The sequence below is a fragment of the Nocardioides ultimimeridianus genome (assembly GCF_054777895.1).
Genome location: NZ_BAAHAB010000007.1, coordinates 14,600 through 29,683 on the forward strand (window position 1 = coordinate 14,600; position 15,084 = coordinate 29,683).

15 protein-coding genes are annotated in these 15,084 nt (G+C 71.7%); 8 read left to right on the forward strand and 7 right to left on the reverse strand.

Annotation, left to right across the window (positions count from 1 at the left end; all coding sequences use genetic code 11):
* Positions 1–97 precede the first annotated feature (97 nt).
* The 4 genes from ACYU8V_RS06905 to ACYU8V_RS06920 all read right to left on the reverse strand — a co-directional run bounded on the left by ACYU8V_RS06905 (position 98) and on the right by ACYU8V_RS06920 (position 3,703).
* Positions 98–1,093 (reverse strand): glycosyltransferase family 2 protein, encoded by a 996-nt coding sequence (locus ACYU8V_RS06905; protein ID WP_460846160.1) that lies wholly within the window; start codon positions 1,091–1,093, stop codon positions 98–100.
* Complete coding sequence (locus tag ACYU8V_RS06910; protein ID WP_460846161.1) at positions 1,090–2,604, reverse strand: hypothetical protein; 1,515 nt, start codon at positions 2,602–2,604, stop codon at positions 1,090–1,092. Before ACYU8V_RS06910 ends, ACYU8V_RS06905 begins: the two co-directional genes overlap by 4 nt.
* Positions 2,601–3,122 carry a hypothetical protein gene (locus ACYU8V_RS06915; RefSeq protein WP_460846163.1) on the reverse strand — a complete coding sequence of 174 codons (522 nt, stop codon included), beginning with the start codon at positions 3,120–3,122 and terminating at the stop codon, positions 2,601–2,603. Before ACYU8V_RS06915 ends, ACYU8V_RS06910 begins: the two co-directional genes overlap by 4 nt.
* Before the next feature lie 122 nt (positions 3,123–3,244).
* Positions 3,245–3,703, reverse strand: a complete 459-nt coding sequence (locus ACYU8V_RS06920; RefSeq protein ID WP_460846165.1) for a hypothetical protein — start codon at positions 3,701–3,703, stop codon at positions 3,245–3,247.
* 96 nt (positions 3,704–3,799) lie between these two features.
* Between ACYU8V_RS06920 and ACYU8V_RS06925 the strand changes: the two genes are divergently transcribed.
* Together ACYU8V_RS06925 and ACYU8V_RS06930 are read left to right on the forward strand one after the other, a co-directional pair.
* Positions 3,800–5,257 carry an AlkA N-terminal domain-containing protein gene (locus ACYU8V_RS06925; RefSeq protein ID WP_460846167.1) on the forward strand — a complete coding sequence of 486 codons (1,458 nt, stop codon included), beginning with the start codon at positions 3,800–3,802 and terminating at the stop codon, positions 5,255–5,257.
* A gap of 1 nt (position 5,258) precedes the next feature.
* Positions 5,259–5,741, forward strand: coding sequence for a methylated-DNA--[protein]-cysteine S-methyltransferase (locus ACYU8V_RS06930; RefSeq protein ID WP_460846169.1), 483 nt, complete (start codon positions 5,259–5,261; stop codon positions 5,739–5,741).
* 96 nt (positions 5,742–5,837) lie between these two features.
* Here ACYU8V_RS06930 and ACYU8V_RS06935 read toward each other — a convergent pair whose 3' ends face one another.
* Entirely contained in the window at positions 5,838–6,560 is a 723-nt protein-coding gene (locus tag ACYU8V_RS06935) for an IclR family transcriptional regulator (RefSeq protein ID WP_460791611.1), read from the reverse strand.
* Between the two features lie 95 nt (positions 6,561–6,655).
* Between ACYU8V_RS06935 and leuC the strand changes: the two genes are divergently transcribed.
* From leuC to ACYU8V_RS06950, 3 genes are all read left to right on the forward strand, one after another.
* Positions 6,656–8,068, forward strand: a complete 1,413-nt coding sequence (leuC, locus tag ACYU8V_RS06940) for a 3-isopropylmalate dehydratase large subunit (RefSeq protein WP_460846171.1) — start codon at positions 6,656–6,658, stop codon at positions 8,066–8,068.
* A 3-nt stretch (positions 8,069–8,071) separates the two neighbouring features.
* Positions 8,072–8,665 (forward strand): 3-isopropylmalate dehydratase small subunit, encoded by a 594-nt coding sequence (gene leuD, locus ACYU8V_RS06945; RefSeq protein WP_460846173.1) that lies wholly within the window; start codon positions 8,072–8,074, stop codon positions 8,663–8,665.
* Positions 8,666–8,961: 296 nt separating this feature from the next.
* Positions 8,962–9,636 (forward strand): HU family DNA-binding protein, encoded by a 675-nt coding sequence (locus tag ACYU8V_RS06950; RefSeq protein WP_460846174.1) that lies wholly within the window; start codon positions 8,962–8,964, stop codon positions 9,634–9,636.
* 43 nt (positions 9,637–9,679) lie between these two features.
* Here the strand turns inward: ACYU8V_RS06950 and cofC are convergent, their stop codons facing one another.
* Positions 9,680–10,300 (reverse strand): 2-phospho-L-lactate guanylyltransferase, encoded by a 621-nt coding sequence (gene cofC / locus ACYU8V_RS06955; protein WP_460846176.1) that lies wholly within the window; start codon positions 10,298–10,300, stop codon positions 9,680–9,682.
* Between the two features lie 197 nt (positions 10,301–10,497).
* Between cofC and ACYU8V_RS06960 the strand changes: the two genes are divergently transcribed.
* The 3 genes from ACYU8V_RS06960 to ACYU8V_RS06970 all read left to right on the forward strand — a co-directional run bounded on the left by ACYU8V_RS06960 (position 10,498) and on the right by ACYU8V_RS06970 (position 13,782).
* Entirely contained in the window at positions 10,498–11,973 is a 1,476-nt protein-coding gene (locus ACYU8V_RS06960; RefSeq protein WP_460846177.1) for a sugar porter family MFS transporter, read from the forward strand.
* A 64-nt stretch (positions 11,974–12,037) separates the two neighbouring features.
* On the forward strand, positions 12,038–12,781 hold the full coding sequence (locus ACYU8V_RS06965) for a lysophospholipid acyltransferase family protein (RefSeq protein ID WP_460846178.1): 744 nt from the start codon (positions 12,038–12,040) through the stop codon (positions 12,779–12,781).
* Positions 12,778–13,782, forward strand: coding sequence for an NAD(P)H-dependent glycerol-3-phosphate dehydrogenase (locus tag ACYU8V_RS06970; RefSeq protein ID WP_460846180.1), 1,005 nt, complete (start codon positions 12,778–12,780; stop codon positions 13,780–13,782). Before ACYU8V_RS06965 ends, ACYU8V_RS06970 begins: the two co-directional genes overlap by 4 nt.
* A gap of 228 nt (positions 13,783–14,010) precedes the next feature.
* Here ACYU8V_RS06970 and ACYU8V_RS06975 read toward each other — a convergent pair whose 3' ends face one another.
* The gene (locus ACYU8V_RS06975; RefSeq protein WP_460846182.1) at positions 14,011–15,072 is read right to left on the reverse strand and encodes a trans-sulfuration enzyme family protein; all 1,062 of its coding nucleotides are present in this window, start codon (positions 15,070–15,072) and stop codon (positions 14,011–14,013) included.
* Between the last annotated feature and the right edge of the window lie 12 nt (positions 15,073–15,084).

Below are 15,084 nucleotides of genomic sequence, written 5' to 3' on the forward strand. Positions count from 1 at the left end.
CTCTACGAAAACCCCGCCACCCGTGGGCGGAACCCCGGCCCGCGAGGCGTCACCTCTGCACCCGCGAGGCGTCACCTGTGCACCCGCGAGGCGTCACCTAGGGTCGTTCCTCGCGGTCCTGTCCACCCGAGCCACCTCGGCCCGCGCCGGTCCGGGCGACCAGCGCGATCGCATAGAGCGGCCGATCCTGGGCCTCGACGTACACGCGTCCGAGGTAGCTGCCGATCACGCCCATCATGATCAGCTGCAGCCCGCTCATCATGAACATGCCGACGCCCAGGAACGCCCAGCCCGGCACGGCGTCCTGCGGGAAGAACAGCCGTACGACGAGGACGTAGCCGGCCAGCAGCAGGCTGATTCCGGAGATCGCGAAGCCGAGCCGGGAGATGAGCTTGAGCGGTGTCGTCGAGAAGCCGATGATGCCGCTGGCCGCGAACCGGATCATCTTGCGCAGGGGATAGCCGGTCTGGCCGCCGTACCTCTCGTCGCGGTCGAACAGCAGCGCCTCCTGCCGGAAGCCGGCGTGCGCCACGATCCCGCGCAGGAAGCGGTCCTGCTCGCGGTAGCGGTTGACGACGTCGACGACGCGACGGTCCATGAGGCGGAAGTCGCCGACGTTGCGGGGGATCTCGATCTCGGCCAGCCGGTCCAGCACCCAGTAGAAGCCGTACGCCGTGGCCCGCTTGAACGGACCGTCCTTGCGGCTGCGGCGCTGGGCGTAGACCACGTCGACGCCGTCCTCCCACATCGGGATCATCTGCATGCTGACCTCGGGCGGGTCCTGCAGGTCGGTGTCCATGACGATCACCGCGTCCGCGTCGGAGGCGGCGTCGAGCCCGGCGGTCACCGCGACCTGGTGGCCGAAGTTGCGGGACAGCGCGAGCACGGTGACGCGGCTGTCCCCGGCGCGCAGGGCGAGAAGCGCCTCCAGGGAGCCGTCCTTGCTGCCGTCGTCGACGTAGATGAACTCGAAGTCGAGATCGGGCCGGGCCTCGGTCGCGGTGCACAGCGCGGCGTGGAACACCGCGATGACCTCGGCCTCGTCGTAGACCGGGAGGACGTAGGCGACCGTGCGCCGCGGGCCGGTGCTCATGCCAGCCCCAGCACGAGCACGACCACGACCGCCGTCGCGACGACACCGGCGAGGCCCCACTGCGCCAGCGTGAGCCATCGCCGGACCGGGGTCCCCGCAGCGGACGGGTCCGGGTCCGGCGGAGCGGTCCACTCCGCGTCGGCGAGGCGTGGTGCCGGCCGGCGCGTGTCGCGGACCTCGAGGAGCAGCGCGAGGCCGATCGCCGCCAGTGGCGCCGCGGTCGTCCAGTAGCGGCCCGAGCCCACGTGGACGAACGGCTGGGTGAACAGGGCGACGAGACAGACCGAGGTCAGCAGGGCGACGATCTGGTGGTCGATGGTGGTGCGCACGGGTCTCAGGATCAGGGCGAAGGCCGCCAGGAGCAACGGGATCCAGGCGAGGTAGGTGAGCACGAAGACGAGCCAGTAGCCGACACCGTGCGGCCCGCTCGGCAGCATCAGCTTCGCGAAGGAGGCGGGCTTACCGGCGTACCGGCCGAAGTCGGCGATGACGTCACGGGTGTAGCTGTGGGGTGTCACGGAGGTCCGCGCGTAGGGCCACATCTGCTTCTCGACCTCGACCTCGCTGCGGCCCGTGGCGCGCGCGACCTCGCGGCTGTACTGCATGGGAGGGAACCAGACGTTCGCCGTGTTGGTGCCGGGGTTGAGCATCGGGTCGCAGGGGCCGAAGCAGACCCGATCGGTGTCACCGAACGTGATGGACATGACGACCGGCACGGTCGTCGTCGTCAGCACCGGCGCCTTCAGGGTGTACGACGCGAACGCCGACCACGGTGCCAGCACCACGCCGAACGTGCCGGCCGCGACGGCGCACGCGAGCAGCGCTCGCCAGCGACCCCGGCCGCGCAGGGCGACGACCACCGTGACCGCGAGGACCAGACCGACGCCGGCGACGATCAGCGTGGTGCTGGACCGGGCGTAGACCATCGCGACCGCGGCGAGGCCGAACCGGATGCCGTCGCGCAGGCGCGGGGAACGGCCGGCGAGGACGGCCCGCATGAGGGTGATCAGCTCCATCAGCAGGATCGTGGCGAGCAGGCCCGCGAGCGTGTCGCCCCAGGCCGCCATCGAGAAGAGCACCCACGTCGGGCTCAGGCCGACCAGCGCCAGGAGCACGATCGCGGAGAGGTCGCCCAGGACCCGGCGTACTCGAAGCACCGTGAACAGCAGCAGCAGGGTGCTGACGACCCCGAGGTAGGCCCGCAGCACGAACATCGAGGCGTGTGGGTCCACGACGTACAACGGAGTCAGGGCGATGCTGCTGCCCGGGGTGAACCAGCCGCCCGCGACGAGGTTGCGCTGGAGCTCGCCGAGGTGGACGGGTCCGCCGGCGGCCAGGTCGCGGACCACGTTGGACAGCGCCATCGCCCCGTCGCAGTAGGAGACCTGGTCACCGATCAGCGCGACCTGCGAGACGAACGCGAGCAGGACGAGCCCGAGCACGACGTGGGCCGCGAACAGAGCGACCAGGATCCGGGTGGTGCGCGGGGCGCTCCGGAGCCACGTGATCATGGGGTCGGCTCCGTCGGGTAGCGCTTGGTCGACCCGGGGTCCGAGCAGACCGGCGAGTCGGAGGCCGGCGCGGCCACCGGCAGGTCGAGGACGATGGTCCCGCGGACGATCTGGTCGCTGCCCAACGGGCTCAGTGGTGTCACGACGGCGCTCACCGTGCCGATCCCCTTCCTGGCCAGCCGGATGCTCCGGCTGCCCGGTGTCGGGCCGGCGCTCGACCCCGTCTCCCGGAAGCCGGCGCGCACGAAGGACTCGCTCAGCCTGGAGGTCGCGGGGCCGACGTCGATCAGGTCGTACTGGAGCTCCAGCCTGCGCCGGCGGCCCTCGCCCGGGACGACAGTGTCGCCGTCGCGGCGTACCTGGTAGGGGAGATCGAGCCGGACCCCGGCCGGCAGCGGGTAGCACCCGTTCGTGAGGGCGTCCGGTGGCAGCAGCGGTCGGTAGGAGCCGCTGGGTCGCGCCCGGCCGAACGAGGGGCTGAGCAGTACGACGACCACGCAGGCGAGCAGACCGCACACGAGAACGACCCTGCCCCGGCGGACGGTGGATCCCCGGGCTCCGCTCCGGTCGTCCCGCGGCTCTTCGATCGTCATCGCGCCGTGACGCTACCAGCCGCGGGTGGGACCGGTTCGAGCCGGACTCAGGCCGTCTCGTCCCCCTTCGGCTTCGTCGTACGCCGGGGCGGGCGGGCCGGCTTCGTCGGCTTGGTCCCCATGAACTGGAACAGCGGCGCGGTCACGTTCTCGAGCGCCGCGACGACCTCGGCCTGCCGGTCCGCGAGTCCTGACACGATCTCGGCGAGGTGGGCCTGCGCCTCGGCCAGCGAGGCCACGGTGTCGGCCAGCTCGCGCTGACGGACCACGAAGTCCTGCAGCGGCTGCGCGGTCGTCCCGGCGAGACCGGTGAACGCCGACGCCATGCCGGCCACGGTCCCCGCGAGATCGGCGACCTGCCCCGACAGCTGGCTGGCGAGCTCCTCGGGCCGGGTGACCCCCGCCATCGCCGTCGAGGCCGCCAGGCGCATGGTGTCGGTGGCGAGCTTGGTCGCCGCCGCACTGGCGGCGAGCATCAGGTCGATCGGGTTCGGGTTGTCTGCCATGCGGTAACAGTCCCAGATCGGTGAGCGTTTGTGGGGCAATGCAGCCATGTCCGATTCCCGCCAGAAGATGTCGGTGGCGGGGTGCAGGATGGAGCCATGACCCAGGTCCTCCGCGATGACGCCGTCGACGATGCGCGGTACGCCGCGCTCGAGTCGCGCGACCGTCGCTACGACGGCGTCTTCTACGTCGCGGTCCGCACGACCGGGATCTACTGCCGACCCTCCTGCCCGGCCCGTACGCCGGCGCGCGCCAACGTCACCTTCCACCGCACCGCCGCCTCGGCGCAGCTCGCCGGCTACCGCGCCTGCAAGCGCTGCCTGCCGGACGCGACGCCGGGCAGCCCGGAGTGGGACGTGGCCGCCGATGTCGCGGGCCGCACGATGCGGCTCATCCTCGACGGCGTCGTCGACCGGGAGGGCGTGCCGGGCCTCGCCCGCCGGGTCGGCTACGCCCCACGTCACCTCAACCGGGTCGTGTCGGCCGAGCTCGGCGCCGGGCCGCTCGCGCTGGCCCGCGCCCAGCGCGCGCAGACCGCGCGGATCCTGATCGAGACCACGTCGCTGCCGTTCGCCGACATCGCGTTCGCCGCCGGCTTCAGCAGCGTGCGGCAGTTCAACGACACCGTGCGCGAGGTGTACGCCGCCACCCCGACCGCGCTGCGCGGCCGGCGCGGGGGAGTGACCGCCAACGCGATCGAGCTCCGGCTCGCGGTGCGGGCGCCGTTCGCGGGCCGGTCGCTGCTGGACTTCCTGGTGCTGCGGGCGGTCCCGGGGATCGAGGTCGCCGAGGGATCGACGTACGCGCGCACCCTGGACCTGCCGCACGGCCCCGGCACGGTCCGGCTCGAGCTCGCCGATGCGGCCGAGCGCGGGATGACGTTCGTGCCCGCACGGTTCGTGCTCGGCGACCTGCGGGACCTCTCCGCTGCGATCGCCCGCACCCGCCGGCTCCTCGACGCCGACGCCGACCCGGTCGCCGTCGACGCGCACCTGTCGGCCGATCCCGCGCTGCGGCCACGGGTCCGGCGCCGCCCCGGTCTGCGCGTGCCCGGACACGTCGACGGGGTCGAGCTCGCGACCCGTGCCGTCCTCGGCCAGCAGGTCAGCGTCGCCGGGGCGCGCACCCTCGCCGCGCGTCTCGTCGCCGCCCACGGCCGGGAGATCACGACCGACATCCCGGGCCTCACGCATCTGTTCCCGACCGCAGACGCGCTCGCGGCGCTCGACCCGGCCACGATCGCCATGCCGCGCTCGCGCGGCCGGTCGCTGGTCGGTCTGGCCGCCCGGCTCGCCGCCGGCGATCTCGTGCTGGAGCCCGGCCCGGCCCGCTCCGACGTACGACGCGACCTGCTGGCCCTGCCCGGCATCGGGCCGTGGACCGCGGACTACATCGCCCTACGCGCGCTGGGCGATCCCGACATCTTCCTGCCCACCGACCTGGGCGTGCGGCATGCGCTGGAGGCGCTGCCCGGCGCCGACCCGGAGGGCTGGGCGCCCTGGCGCTCCTACGCGCTGCTGCACCTGTGGACCACCGACCCGAACAAGGAGAGCTGACATGTGGACCGTCGTCGATTCACCGATCGGACCGCTGCGGATCGTCGAGCAGAACGGTGCGATCACCGCGATCGAGTTCAGCCCGTTCCGTGACCAGGACGGTCGGCCCCGCGGGGCGCAGGCCGACGACCATCCCGTGCTGCGCTCGGCGGCCGACCAGCTCGCCGAGTACTTCGCCGGCGACCGGACCGCCTTCGACCTCCCCCTCGCGCCCGCGGGCAGCGCGTGGCAGCGCAGCGTGTGGGAGCAGCTGCTGAAGATCGACTACGGCCGGACGGCGTCGTACGGCGAGATCGCGGCCCGGCTGGGCAAGACCAACGCCGCGTCGCGGGCCGTCGGCACGGCCAACGGATCGAACCCGATCCCGATCGTCATCCCGTGCCACCGCGTCATCGGCGCCGACGGCACCCTCACCGGCTACGCCGGCGGGATCGACCGCAAGCAGCTGCTGCTGGACCTGGAGCGCACCGACCAGCTCTTCTAGCCCGCGAGACCCGGGTTCTGGCCGTGCGAGACCCGTCTCTGGGTGCGTCCTTCGGCGAGGATCCGGGTCTCGGAGAGCCAGGACCCGGGTCTCGCGTCACTCGGCCGCAGCCCGCCGCAACGACTCCGAGAGCCGCTCCGCGGCCGCGAGTACGGCGGGGGCGTGCATCCGGCCGGGCTGCCGGGAGAGCCGCTCCAGCGGCCCCGACACCGACACCGCGGCGATGACCTTGCCGCCGGGGGAGCGGATGGGGGCGGAGACCGAGGCGACGCCCTGCTCGCGCTCGCCGACCGACTGGGCCCAGCCGCGCCGGCGGATCGCGGAGAGCTCGGCCGCGGAGAACGCGGCGTTCTGCAGGCCGCGGTGGATGCGCTCGGGGTCGTCCCAGGCGAGCAGGACCTGCGCGGCCGATCCGGCGCGCATGGTCAGCTGCGAGCCGACCGGGATGGTGTCGCGCAGCCCCGAGGGTCGCTCGGCGGCGGCGACGCAGACGCGCGCGTCACCCTGACGGCGCCACAGCTGCGCGGACTCGCCGGTGATGTCGCGCAGGCGCGCGAGAACGGGGCCGGCGGTGGCGAGCAGCCGGTCCTCGCCGGCGGCGGCGGAGAGCTCGGCGAGCCGCGGGCCGAGGACGAACCTGCCCTGCATGTCGCGTGCCACGAGGCGGTGGTGCTCGAGGGCCACGGCGAGCCGGTGCGCGGTGGGACGCGCGAGCCCGGTGCCGGCCACCAGGCCGGCCAGGGTCGCAGGTCCCGACTCCAGTGCGGTGAGCACCAGGGCCGCCTTGTCGAGTACGCCGACGCCGCTCGAGTTGTCCATATGGCAATACTGCCGTCTCAGAAGTTGGGATGCAAGGTCTACGCTCTGATCGGTGGCCCAGACCGGGCGACGAGAGCGATTTTCAGGAGGGTGTCATGGGTAGGACCCTGGCGGAGAAGGTGTGGGACGAGCACGTCGTCCGGTCGGTCGACGGAGAGCCGGACCTGCTCTACATCGACCTTCACCTCATCCACGAGGTGACCAGCCCGCAGGCGTTCGACGGCCTGCGCCTCGCAGGTCGCAAGGTACGCCGCCCCGACCTGACCCTCGCCACCGAGGACCACAACGTCCCGACGCTGGACTGGGACAAGCCGATCGCCGACCCGGTGAGCAAGACCCAGGTCGACACGCTGCGCAAGAACGCCGCGGAGTTCGGCGTACGGCTGCACCCGCTGGGCGACATCGAGCAGGGCATCGTGCACGTCGTCGGCCCGCAGCTGGGCCTGACCCAGCCCGGCATGACGATCGTCTGTGGTGACTCGCACACCAGCACCCACGGGGCCTTCGGCGCGATCGCGTTCGGCATCGGCACCTCCGAGGTCGAGCACGTCCTCGCCACGCAGACGCTGATGCAGGCCAAGCCGAAGACCATGGCCGTCACCGTCAACGGTGCGCTGGCCGAGGGCGTCACCGCGAAGGACCTGATCCTCTACCTGATCGCGCAGACCGGCACCGGTGGCGGCCAGGGCTACATCGTCGAGTACCGCGGCGAGGCCATCGAGAGGCTCTCGATGGAGGGCCGCATGACGGTCTGCAACATGTCGATCGAGTGGGGCGCGAAGGCCGGCATGATCGCACCCGACGCGACGACCTTCGCCTACATCGAGGGCAAGCCCGAGGCGCCCACGGGTGCCGACTGGGACGCCGCTGTCGAGCACTGGAAGACGCTCGTCACCGACGCCGACGCGACCTTCGACAAGGAGATCGTGATCGACGCCGCCGACGTGACGCCGTTCGTCACCTGGGGCACGAACCCGGGCCAGGGCGTGCCCCTGGGCGCGAACGTCCCGAGCCCGGAGGACTTCGAGGACCCCAGCGACAAGATCGCCACCGAGAAGGCCCTGGAGTACATGGGTCTCACCGCGGGCACCCCGATGCGCGAGGTGAAGGTCGACACCGTCTTCGTCGGCTCCTGCACCAACGGGCGGATCGAGGACCTCCGTCTCGCCGCCGACATCATCAAGGGCCACAAGGTCGCCGAGGGCACCCGCCTGCTGGTCGTCCCCGGCTCGGTGCGCGTGCGCAACCAGGCCATCGAGGAGGGCCTGGACAAGGTCTTCATCGAGGCCGGCGCCGAGTGGCGCGGCGCGGGCTGCTCCATGTGCCTGGGCATGAACCCGGACACCCTCGCTCCGCAGGAGCGCAGCGCCAGCACCTCGAACCGCAACTTCGAGGGCCGCCAGGGCAAGGGCGGTCGCACCCACCTGGTGTCCGTCCCCGTCGCTGCCGCGACGGCCGTCCGCGGCACCCTGTCCTCGCCCGCCGACCTGCAGACCGTGGAGGCCTGAGTCATGGAGAAGTTCACCTCGCACACCGGTACGGCGCTGCCCCTGCGCCGCAGCAACGTCGACACCGACCAGATCATCCCGGCGGTCTACCTCAAGCGCGTGACCCGCACCGGCTTCGAGGACGGCCTGTTCGCCGCGTGGCGCAACGACCCGGAGTTCGTCGCCAACAAGCCGGAGTACCAGGGCGTCTCGATCCTGGTGGCCGGTCCCGACTTCGGCACCGGCTCCTCGCGCGAGCACGCCGTGTGGGCGCTGATGGACTACGGCTTCAAGGTCGTGCTCTCGAGCCGCTTCGCCGACATCTTCCGCGGCAACTCCGGCAAGGCCGGCCTGCTCTCGGTCCCGGTCGAGCAGGACGTCATCGAGAGGCTGTGGGAGATGGTCGAGGCCGACCCCACCACGCAGGTGACCGTCGACCTCGAGACCCGCACCGTCACGGCGGGCGACCTGACCGCGGAGTTCCAGATCGACGACTACACGCGCTACCGGTTGCTCAACGGGCTCGACGACATCGGCATCACCCTCGGCAACGAGGCCGACATCGCGGCGTACGAGCAGAATCGGCCGAGCTGGAAGCCCGTCACGCAGCACGCCTGAAGGCCGGCACGACACTCAGAAGTCCCATTCCACCGGGGGTTTCGGCATCGCCGAAGCCCCCGGTGGCATTTGCGTACGACGCCCCGCAGCCGAATCCGGTTCGCTCCGCACGCCGTACGCACCGGCTGAGAAGCGACCAAGAAGTGCCGGAATCCGTGAAAAAACCGGGGAATTCCCCGGCGTGGTGATTGTGACCGCGGTCATCTGTGCCTAGCGTCAGGCGCAAGGACGTCGGGCGTGGGCCCGTCGCAACGACCAAGAACGGCGACCTCGTCGTTCTGGCGGAAGGACAAGCAGTGAACAAGTCTCAGTTGGTCGATGCGCTCGCCGAGCGCTTCGACGGCAACCGTAAGGCCGCGGCGAACGCTCTCGACGCCGTGCTCGACACGATCACGCGCCAGGTCGCGAAGGGTGAGAAGGTCGCGATCACCGGCTTCGGCTCCTTCGAGAAGCTCGTGCGCAACCCGCGCCTGGTCCGCAACCCGCAGACCGGTGAGCAGATCAAGACCAAGAAGAAGTCGGTCCCGAAGTTCACTCCCGGCGCGGACCTGAAGAACGTCATCTCCGGCGCCAAGAAGCTCCCGCCGCTGCCGAAGCCGGCCAAGAAGGCCGCCGCTGCTGCGAAGAAGACCGTCGCCGCTGCTCCGGCCAAGACCGCGGCCCCGGCCAAGAAGGCCGCCACCAGCGCCGCCAAGAAGGCCGCCCCCGCCAAGAAGGCGGCCACCACCGCCGCCAAGAAGGCCACCGCCCCGGCGAAGAAGGCCGCCACCGCGGCCACCAAGAAGGCCGCCCCGGCGAAGAAGGCCGCTCCGGCCAAGAAGGCTGCTCCGGCCGCCAAGAAGGCCGCCCCGGCCAAGAAGGCTGCTCCGGCCGCCAAGAAGGCCGCCCCCGCCAAGAAGGCCGCTCCGGCCAAGAAGGCCCCGGCCGCCAAGAAGGCGCCCGCGAAGAAGGCTCCGGCCAAGAAGGCCTGACCTCCTCCACGACGACGGGCCGCCCCTCGGGGCGGCCCGTTCGTCATGTCCGGACCGCGTCGAGCAGCGCCGTCGTGGCCGGCCCGAGCCCCAGGACCCGTGCGGCGGCGAGGCTCTCGGCGTCGTCGACGTCGCGACGCAGGCCCGAGAGCGCGCCCTCGATCGGTACGCCGCCGGCCTCCCGGTGCGCCGCCGCCGAGCCGATCCCGAAGCGCGGGTCGAAGTCGTCGTACGCCGCCGTGTAGAGCGTCGTGCCCGTCCCCTCCGCATCGCAGCAGTACGCCGCCGGCCCGGTCACCGACGCGAGCGCGGTGTCGAGCAGGCCGGGTGTCAGTGCGGGCAGGTCGGCGAGGAGTGCGACCGGTCGTAGCCCGGGCCAGCGCGATGCGGCGACGCGCGCACCCCCGCGCAGTGCTGCGTTGAGACCCCCACCGGGATCCGCGCACACCGAGACACCCAGCCCGCGGACCTCCTCGCCGAACGAGGCGTCGGTGATCACCAGCACCCCCGCGACGGCCGACGCGTCGCGGGCCGCGCAGATGGTGTCGACCGCGATCGCCCGTGCCAGTCCTGCCCGGTCGCCGACGCCGTCGAGCCGCGACTTGCCGATGGCCGGTGGCTTCACCGGGACCAGGGCGACGAAACGGGGCACGACGGGGGACACCCCTGCATCGTCCCAGGTGGCTGCGAAGGGCCGGCGACGCCGGGTCGGATCCTCCACGAACGACCCTGGGGACCGACCGGTTGGCGGCAGGGGACTTGAACATGTCCACCTCGCCCGATTGAGTGGCGGGCGTCACGTTCTCGGAATCGCCGGATCCGCCTGGTGACGATGCGCCCGGCACCGCAGGAAGGAACCCCATGAGCGAGCACGCGGCTCTTCCCGACGAACCATCGATCTTCGGCGACGACGAGGGAGGCAGCAGCGCCGGCGTCATCCGGGTCGCCTCGGTGGCCGCGCTCGGCGGCCTGCTGTTCGGCTACGACAGCGCGGTGATCAACGGCGCCGTCGCCTCGATCCAGGACGCCTTCGGCGTCAGCGACGGGGTGCTCGGCTTCGCGGTCGCCTCGGCGCTGCTCGGAGCGGCCGCAGGCGCGATGAGCGCGGGTCGCATCGCCGACCGGGTCGGCCGGCTCACGGTCATGAAGATCGCGGCCGTGCTGTTCTTCATCAGTGCGATCGGCACCGGCCTGGCGCCGAACCTGGCCCTTCTCGTCGTGGGTCGCGTCGTCGGCGGCGTCGCCATCGGCATCGCCTCGGTCATCGCGCCGGCGTACATCGCGGAGACCTCGCCGGCCCGCATCCGCGGTCGCCTGGGCTCGCTACAGCAGATGGCCATCGTGCTCGGCATCTTCCTGTCGCTGCTGGTCGACTACCTGCTGGCCGACGCCGCGGGCAGCGCGGACCAGGACCTGGCCCTCGGCCTGGAGGCCTGGCGGTGGATGTTCATCGCGATGGCGCTGCCCGCGGTCCTGTACGGCGTGCTGTCGATGACGATCCCGGAGTCCCCGCGGTTCCTGGTGGCGCAGCACCGGATCCCGGAGGCCCGCAAGGTCCTCGCCTTCCTGCTCGGCGAGGCGAACCTCGACATCACCATCGACCGCATCCGGACCAGCCTGCACGCCGACAAGAGGCCCTCCTGGAGCGACCTGCGGCGGCCGACGGGCGGCATCCACCCGATCGTGTGGGTGGGCCTCGGCCTGTCGGTCTTCCAGCAGGCGGTCGGCATCAACGTGATCTTCTACTACTCCAACATCCTGTGGGAGGCCGTGGGCTTCAAGGAGAGCGCGTCGTTCAAGATCAGCGTCTTCACCTCGATCGTCAACATCCTCACCACGATCATCGCGATCGCGCTGGTGGATCGGATCGGCCGCAAGCCCCTGCTGCTCGTCGGCTCGGCCGGCATGGCGGTGACGCTCGGGGCCATGGCGATCTGCTTCGGCACCGCCGACGTCGTCAACGGCACGCCGCACCTGCACGGTGCCGCCGGACCGGTCGCCCTGGTCGCCGCCAACCTGTTCGTGGTGTTCTTCGGGATGAGCTGGGGCCCGGTGGTGTGGGTGCTCCTGGGCGAGATGTTCCCCAACCGGATCCGTGGCGCGGCCCTGTCGCTGGCGGCTGCCGGGCAGTGGGCGGCCAACTGGGTCATCACCGTCAGCTTCCCGCCGCTCAAGAGCCTGTCCCTGGTCCTCGCCTACGGCCTCTACACGCTGTTCGCCGTGCTCTCGCTGCTGTTCGTGGTGAAGCTGGTCAAGGAGACCAAGGGGATGGCCCTCGAGGACATGGACGAGACGGCCGGCGTCGACCCCGAGGTGCCGGTCGCACCGGCGCTCTGAGGACCCGCCACCACCATGGGCCCACAGGCGTCCTCGCAGCCGGCGTGACCGGTAGCCTGCACCCGTGACGGTGCGGAGGATGCAGGAGAAGCGCGGCTGGGCCTTCTGGTTCGCCTGCTTCGTGGTGAAGCCGTTCATGTGGCTGACGACCAAGCGCACCTGGGTCCATCCGGAGCGGATCCCGGAGACCGGCGGCTTCATCATCGCCATGAACCATCTCTCGCACATCGACCCGATCACCGCCGCGCACCTGGTCTACGACTACGGGCGGCTCCCGCGCTACCTGGCCAAGGCCGGGCTGTGGGACGTCCGCGGCGTTCGCGCGATCCTCAACGGCGCGGGCCAGATCCCGGTCGAGCGGGACTCGCGCGGGGCGGAGGCCTATGCGGCCGCCGTCCAGGCCGTGCGGGCCGGCAAGTGCATCGTGATCTACCCCGAGGCGACGATCACCCGCGACCCCGACCTGTGGCCGATGAAGGGCAAGTCCGGAGCCGCCAGGATCGCCCTCGAGACCGGCTGCCCGGTCATCCCGGTGGGGCAGTGGGGCGCCCAGGACCTGCTGGCGCCGTACGGCAAGCGACTGCACGTCCTGCCGCCGCGCAAGCGGCTGGTCCAGCGCGTGGGAGCGCCCGTCGACCTGACCGACCTCGCCGCGCAGGAGCGCACGCCCGAGGTCGTCGCGCAGGCGACCGAGCGGATCATGACCGCGATCACCGCCGAGCTGGAGCAGATCCGCGGCGAGAAGGCCCCCGCCCACCGGTGGGACATGGCCGTCGACGGCGACCGCTTCAAGAAGGCGGACTCGTGAGCGGCAAGGTCGCCGTCCTCGGCGGTGGCTCGTGGGGTACGGCGTTCTCCATCGTGCTCGCCGACGCCGGCAACGACGTCACCATCTGGGCCCGGCGCGACGAGGTCGCGGCCGACATCAACGAGCGCCACGAGAACGTCGACTATCTCAGCGGCATCGAGCTGCCGCGCACCATCAGCGCGACGACCGACCCCGAGCGGGCACTGGCCGGTGCCGACGTGGTCGTGCTCGCCGTACCCTCCCAGTCGCTGCGCGACAACCTCCCCTCCTTCATGCCGTACGTCGCCGACGACGCCGTCTTCGTCTCGCTGATGAAGGGCGTGGAGCTCGGCACCCAACGCCGGATGTCGGAGGTCGTGGCCGAGGTCGCGGACGTCCCGAGCAACCGGATCGCCGTGGTCAGCGGCCCCAACCTGGCGCGCGAGATCGCCCGCCGCGAGCCCGCCGCGTCGGTCATCGCCTGCACCGACGAGGAGGTGGCGACGACGCTGCAGCGGCGCTGCCACGCGCCGGCGTTCCGTCCCTACACGAGCGTCGACGTCCTGGGCTGCGAGCTCGGTGGCGCCTACAAGAACGTCGTCGCGCTGTGCGTCGGCATGGCGGTCGGCATGGGCTTCGGGGACAACACCACGGCGTCGCTGATCACCCGCGGGCTGGCCGAGACCGCCCGCCTGGCCATGAACCTCGGCGCCAACCCGCTCACGCTGATGGGACTTGCCGGCCTCGGCGACCTGGTCGCCACCTGCTCCTCGCCGCTCTCGCGCAATCGCACCTTCGGCGAGAGGATGGGCCAGGGCATGAGCGTCCCCGACATCTACGCCTCCACGCGGCAGGTCGCCGAGGGCGCGAAGTCGTGCTCCTCGATCCGGGCCCTCGCCGAGAAGACCGGCGTCGACGCCCCCATCGCCATCGCGGTCGACGAGGTCGTCGCGGGCCGGCTGACCACCTCGCAGCTGATGGAGGCCTTCATCAACCGCGACACCAAGCCAGAGTTGCGCTGACCGCCCCGCGAGGCGTCACCTCTGCACCCGCGAGGCGTCACCTCTGCACCCGCGAGGCGTCACCTCTGCACCCGCGAAGCGTCACCTCTGCACCCGCCCGCCGCCGGAGCTCGGCGTGTCAGAGGTGACGCTTCGGCGGTGCGCTTGTGACGCCTCGGCGGTGCGCTTGTGACGCCTCGGCGTTGCAGAGGTGACGCCTCGGCGGTGCAGAGGTGACGCTTCGCGCTGTCAGGAGACGGCGCGGTCGAGCGCCTGGCGGAGGTCCTCCCAGAGGTCCTCGACGTCCTCGATGCCGACCGACATCCGCACCAGGCCCTCGGGGATCGTGGCGGACTCCGACTTCCACCGGCGCCGCCGCTCGAAGGTGGACTCCACCCCGCCCAACGAGGTGGCGTGGATCCACAGCGCCGTCGAGCGTACGACGAAGTCGGCCGCGTCCGCGGAGGCCAGCACCGGGGCGACGATCGCCCCGAAGCCCGGGTAGCGGACCTCGTCGACGGCCGGGTGGTCGGCGAGCCGGCGCGCCAGCTCGCGCGCGTTGGCCTCCGCCCGGTCCAGCCGCACGTGCAGCGTCCGCAGGCCCCGCAGCGCCAGCCAGGCCTCGAACGGCCCCGGCGTGGAGCCGGTCAGGTCGCGGCGGGCCTTGATGGCGGCGTACGTCTCGTCGTCCTTGATCGTGAGCGTGCCGAGGTTCACGTCGCTGTGCCCGGCGATGTACTTCGTCGCCGAGTGCAGCACGATGTCGGCGCCGAGCTCCAGCGGCTTCTGGCGCAGGGGAGTGGCGAAGGTGTTGTCCACGACCACCTGGACGCCCAGCTCGTGGGCGGCCGCGGCCAGTGCCGCGATGTCGGCGACCTCCAGGGCGGGGTTGGTGGGCGACTCGATCCACAGGATCGCGACGTCCTCGTCCTCCTGCAGGGCGGCGATCACCGCCGCCGTGTCGGAGATGTCGACCAGGTTCGTCCGCAGCCGCCCGCGCGACTCGGCGTCGGCCAGTGCGACCAGGCAGCCCTGGTAGGCGTGCCGCGGCGCGATCACGCTGGAGCCCTGTCCGACCAGGTCGATGAGCAGCGACGCCGCGGCCATCCCCGAGGAGAACGCCAGCGTCCGGCCGCCCTCCAGCGCGCCGAGGGTGTCCTCGAAGGCCGTCCAGGTCGGGTTGCCGTAGCGCCCGTACTCCAGGTCACCGGTCGCGACGTACGTCGACGCCATCGTGATCGGCGGGTTCAGCGGTGCGTCAGGCGTGTGCGCGGGGCGTCCGGCGGTGACCGCCACAGTGCTGGGGTGCATGCGTCCAACGGT

Bases quoted from the DNA above. Each gene is read 5' to 3' on its own strand.
- leuC (WP_460846171.1), top strand. From the start codon at position 6,656: ATGGGTAGGACCCTGGCGGAGAAGGTGTGGGACGAGCACGTCGTCCGG.
- ACYU8V_RS06905 (WP_460846160.1), bottom strand. From the start codon at position 1,093: ATGAGCACCGGCCCGCGGCGCACGGTCGCCTACGTCCTCCCGGTCTAC.
- ACYU8V_RS06935 (WP_460791611.1), bottom strand. From the start codon at position 6,560: ATGGACAACTCGAGCGGCGTCGGCGTACTCGACAAGGCGGCCCTGGTG.
- ACYU8V_RS06975 (WP_460846182.1), bottom strand. From the start codon at position 15,072: ATGCACCCCAGCACTGTGGCGGTCACCGCCGGACGCCCCGCGCACACG.
- ACYU8V_RS06920 (WP_460846165.1), bottom strand. From the start codon at position 3,703: ATGGCAGACAACCCGAACCCGATCGACCTGATGCTCGCCGCCAGTGCG.
- ACYU8V_RS06925 (WP_460846167.1), top strand. From the start codon at position 3,800: ATGACCCAGGTCCTCCGCGATGACGCCGTCGACGATGCGCGGTACGCC.
- ACYU8V_RS06960 (WP_460846177.1), top strand. From the start codon at position 10,498: ATGAGCGAGCACGCGGCTCTTCCCGACGAACCATCGATCTTCGGCGAC.
- ACYU8V_RS06910 (WP_460846161.1), bottom strand. From the start codon at position 2,604: ATGATCACGTGGCTCCGGAGCGCCCCGCGCACCACCCGGATCCTGGTC.
- ACYU8V_RS06930 (WP_460846169.1), top strand. From the start codon at position 5,259: ATGTGGACCGTCGTCGATTCACCGATCGGACCGCTGCGGATCGTCGAG.
- leuD (WP_460846173.1), top strand. From the start codon at position 8,072: ATGGAGAAGTTCACCTCGCACACCGGTACGGCGCTGCCCCTGCGCCGC.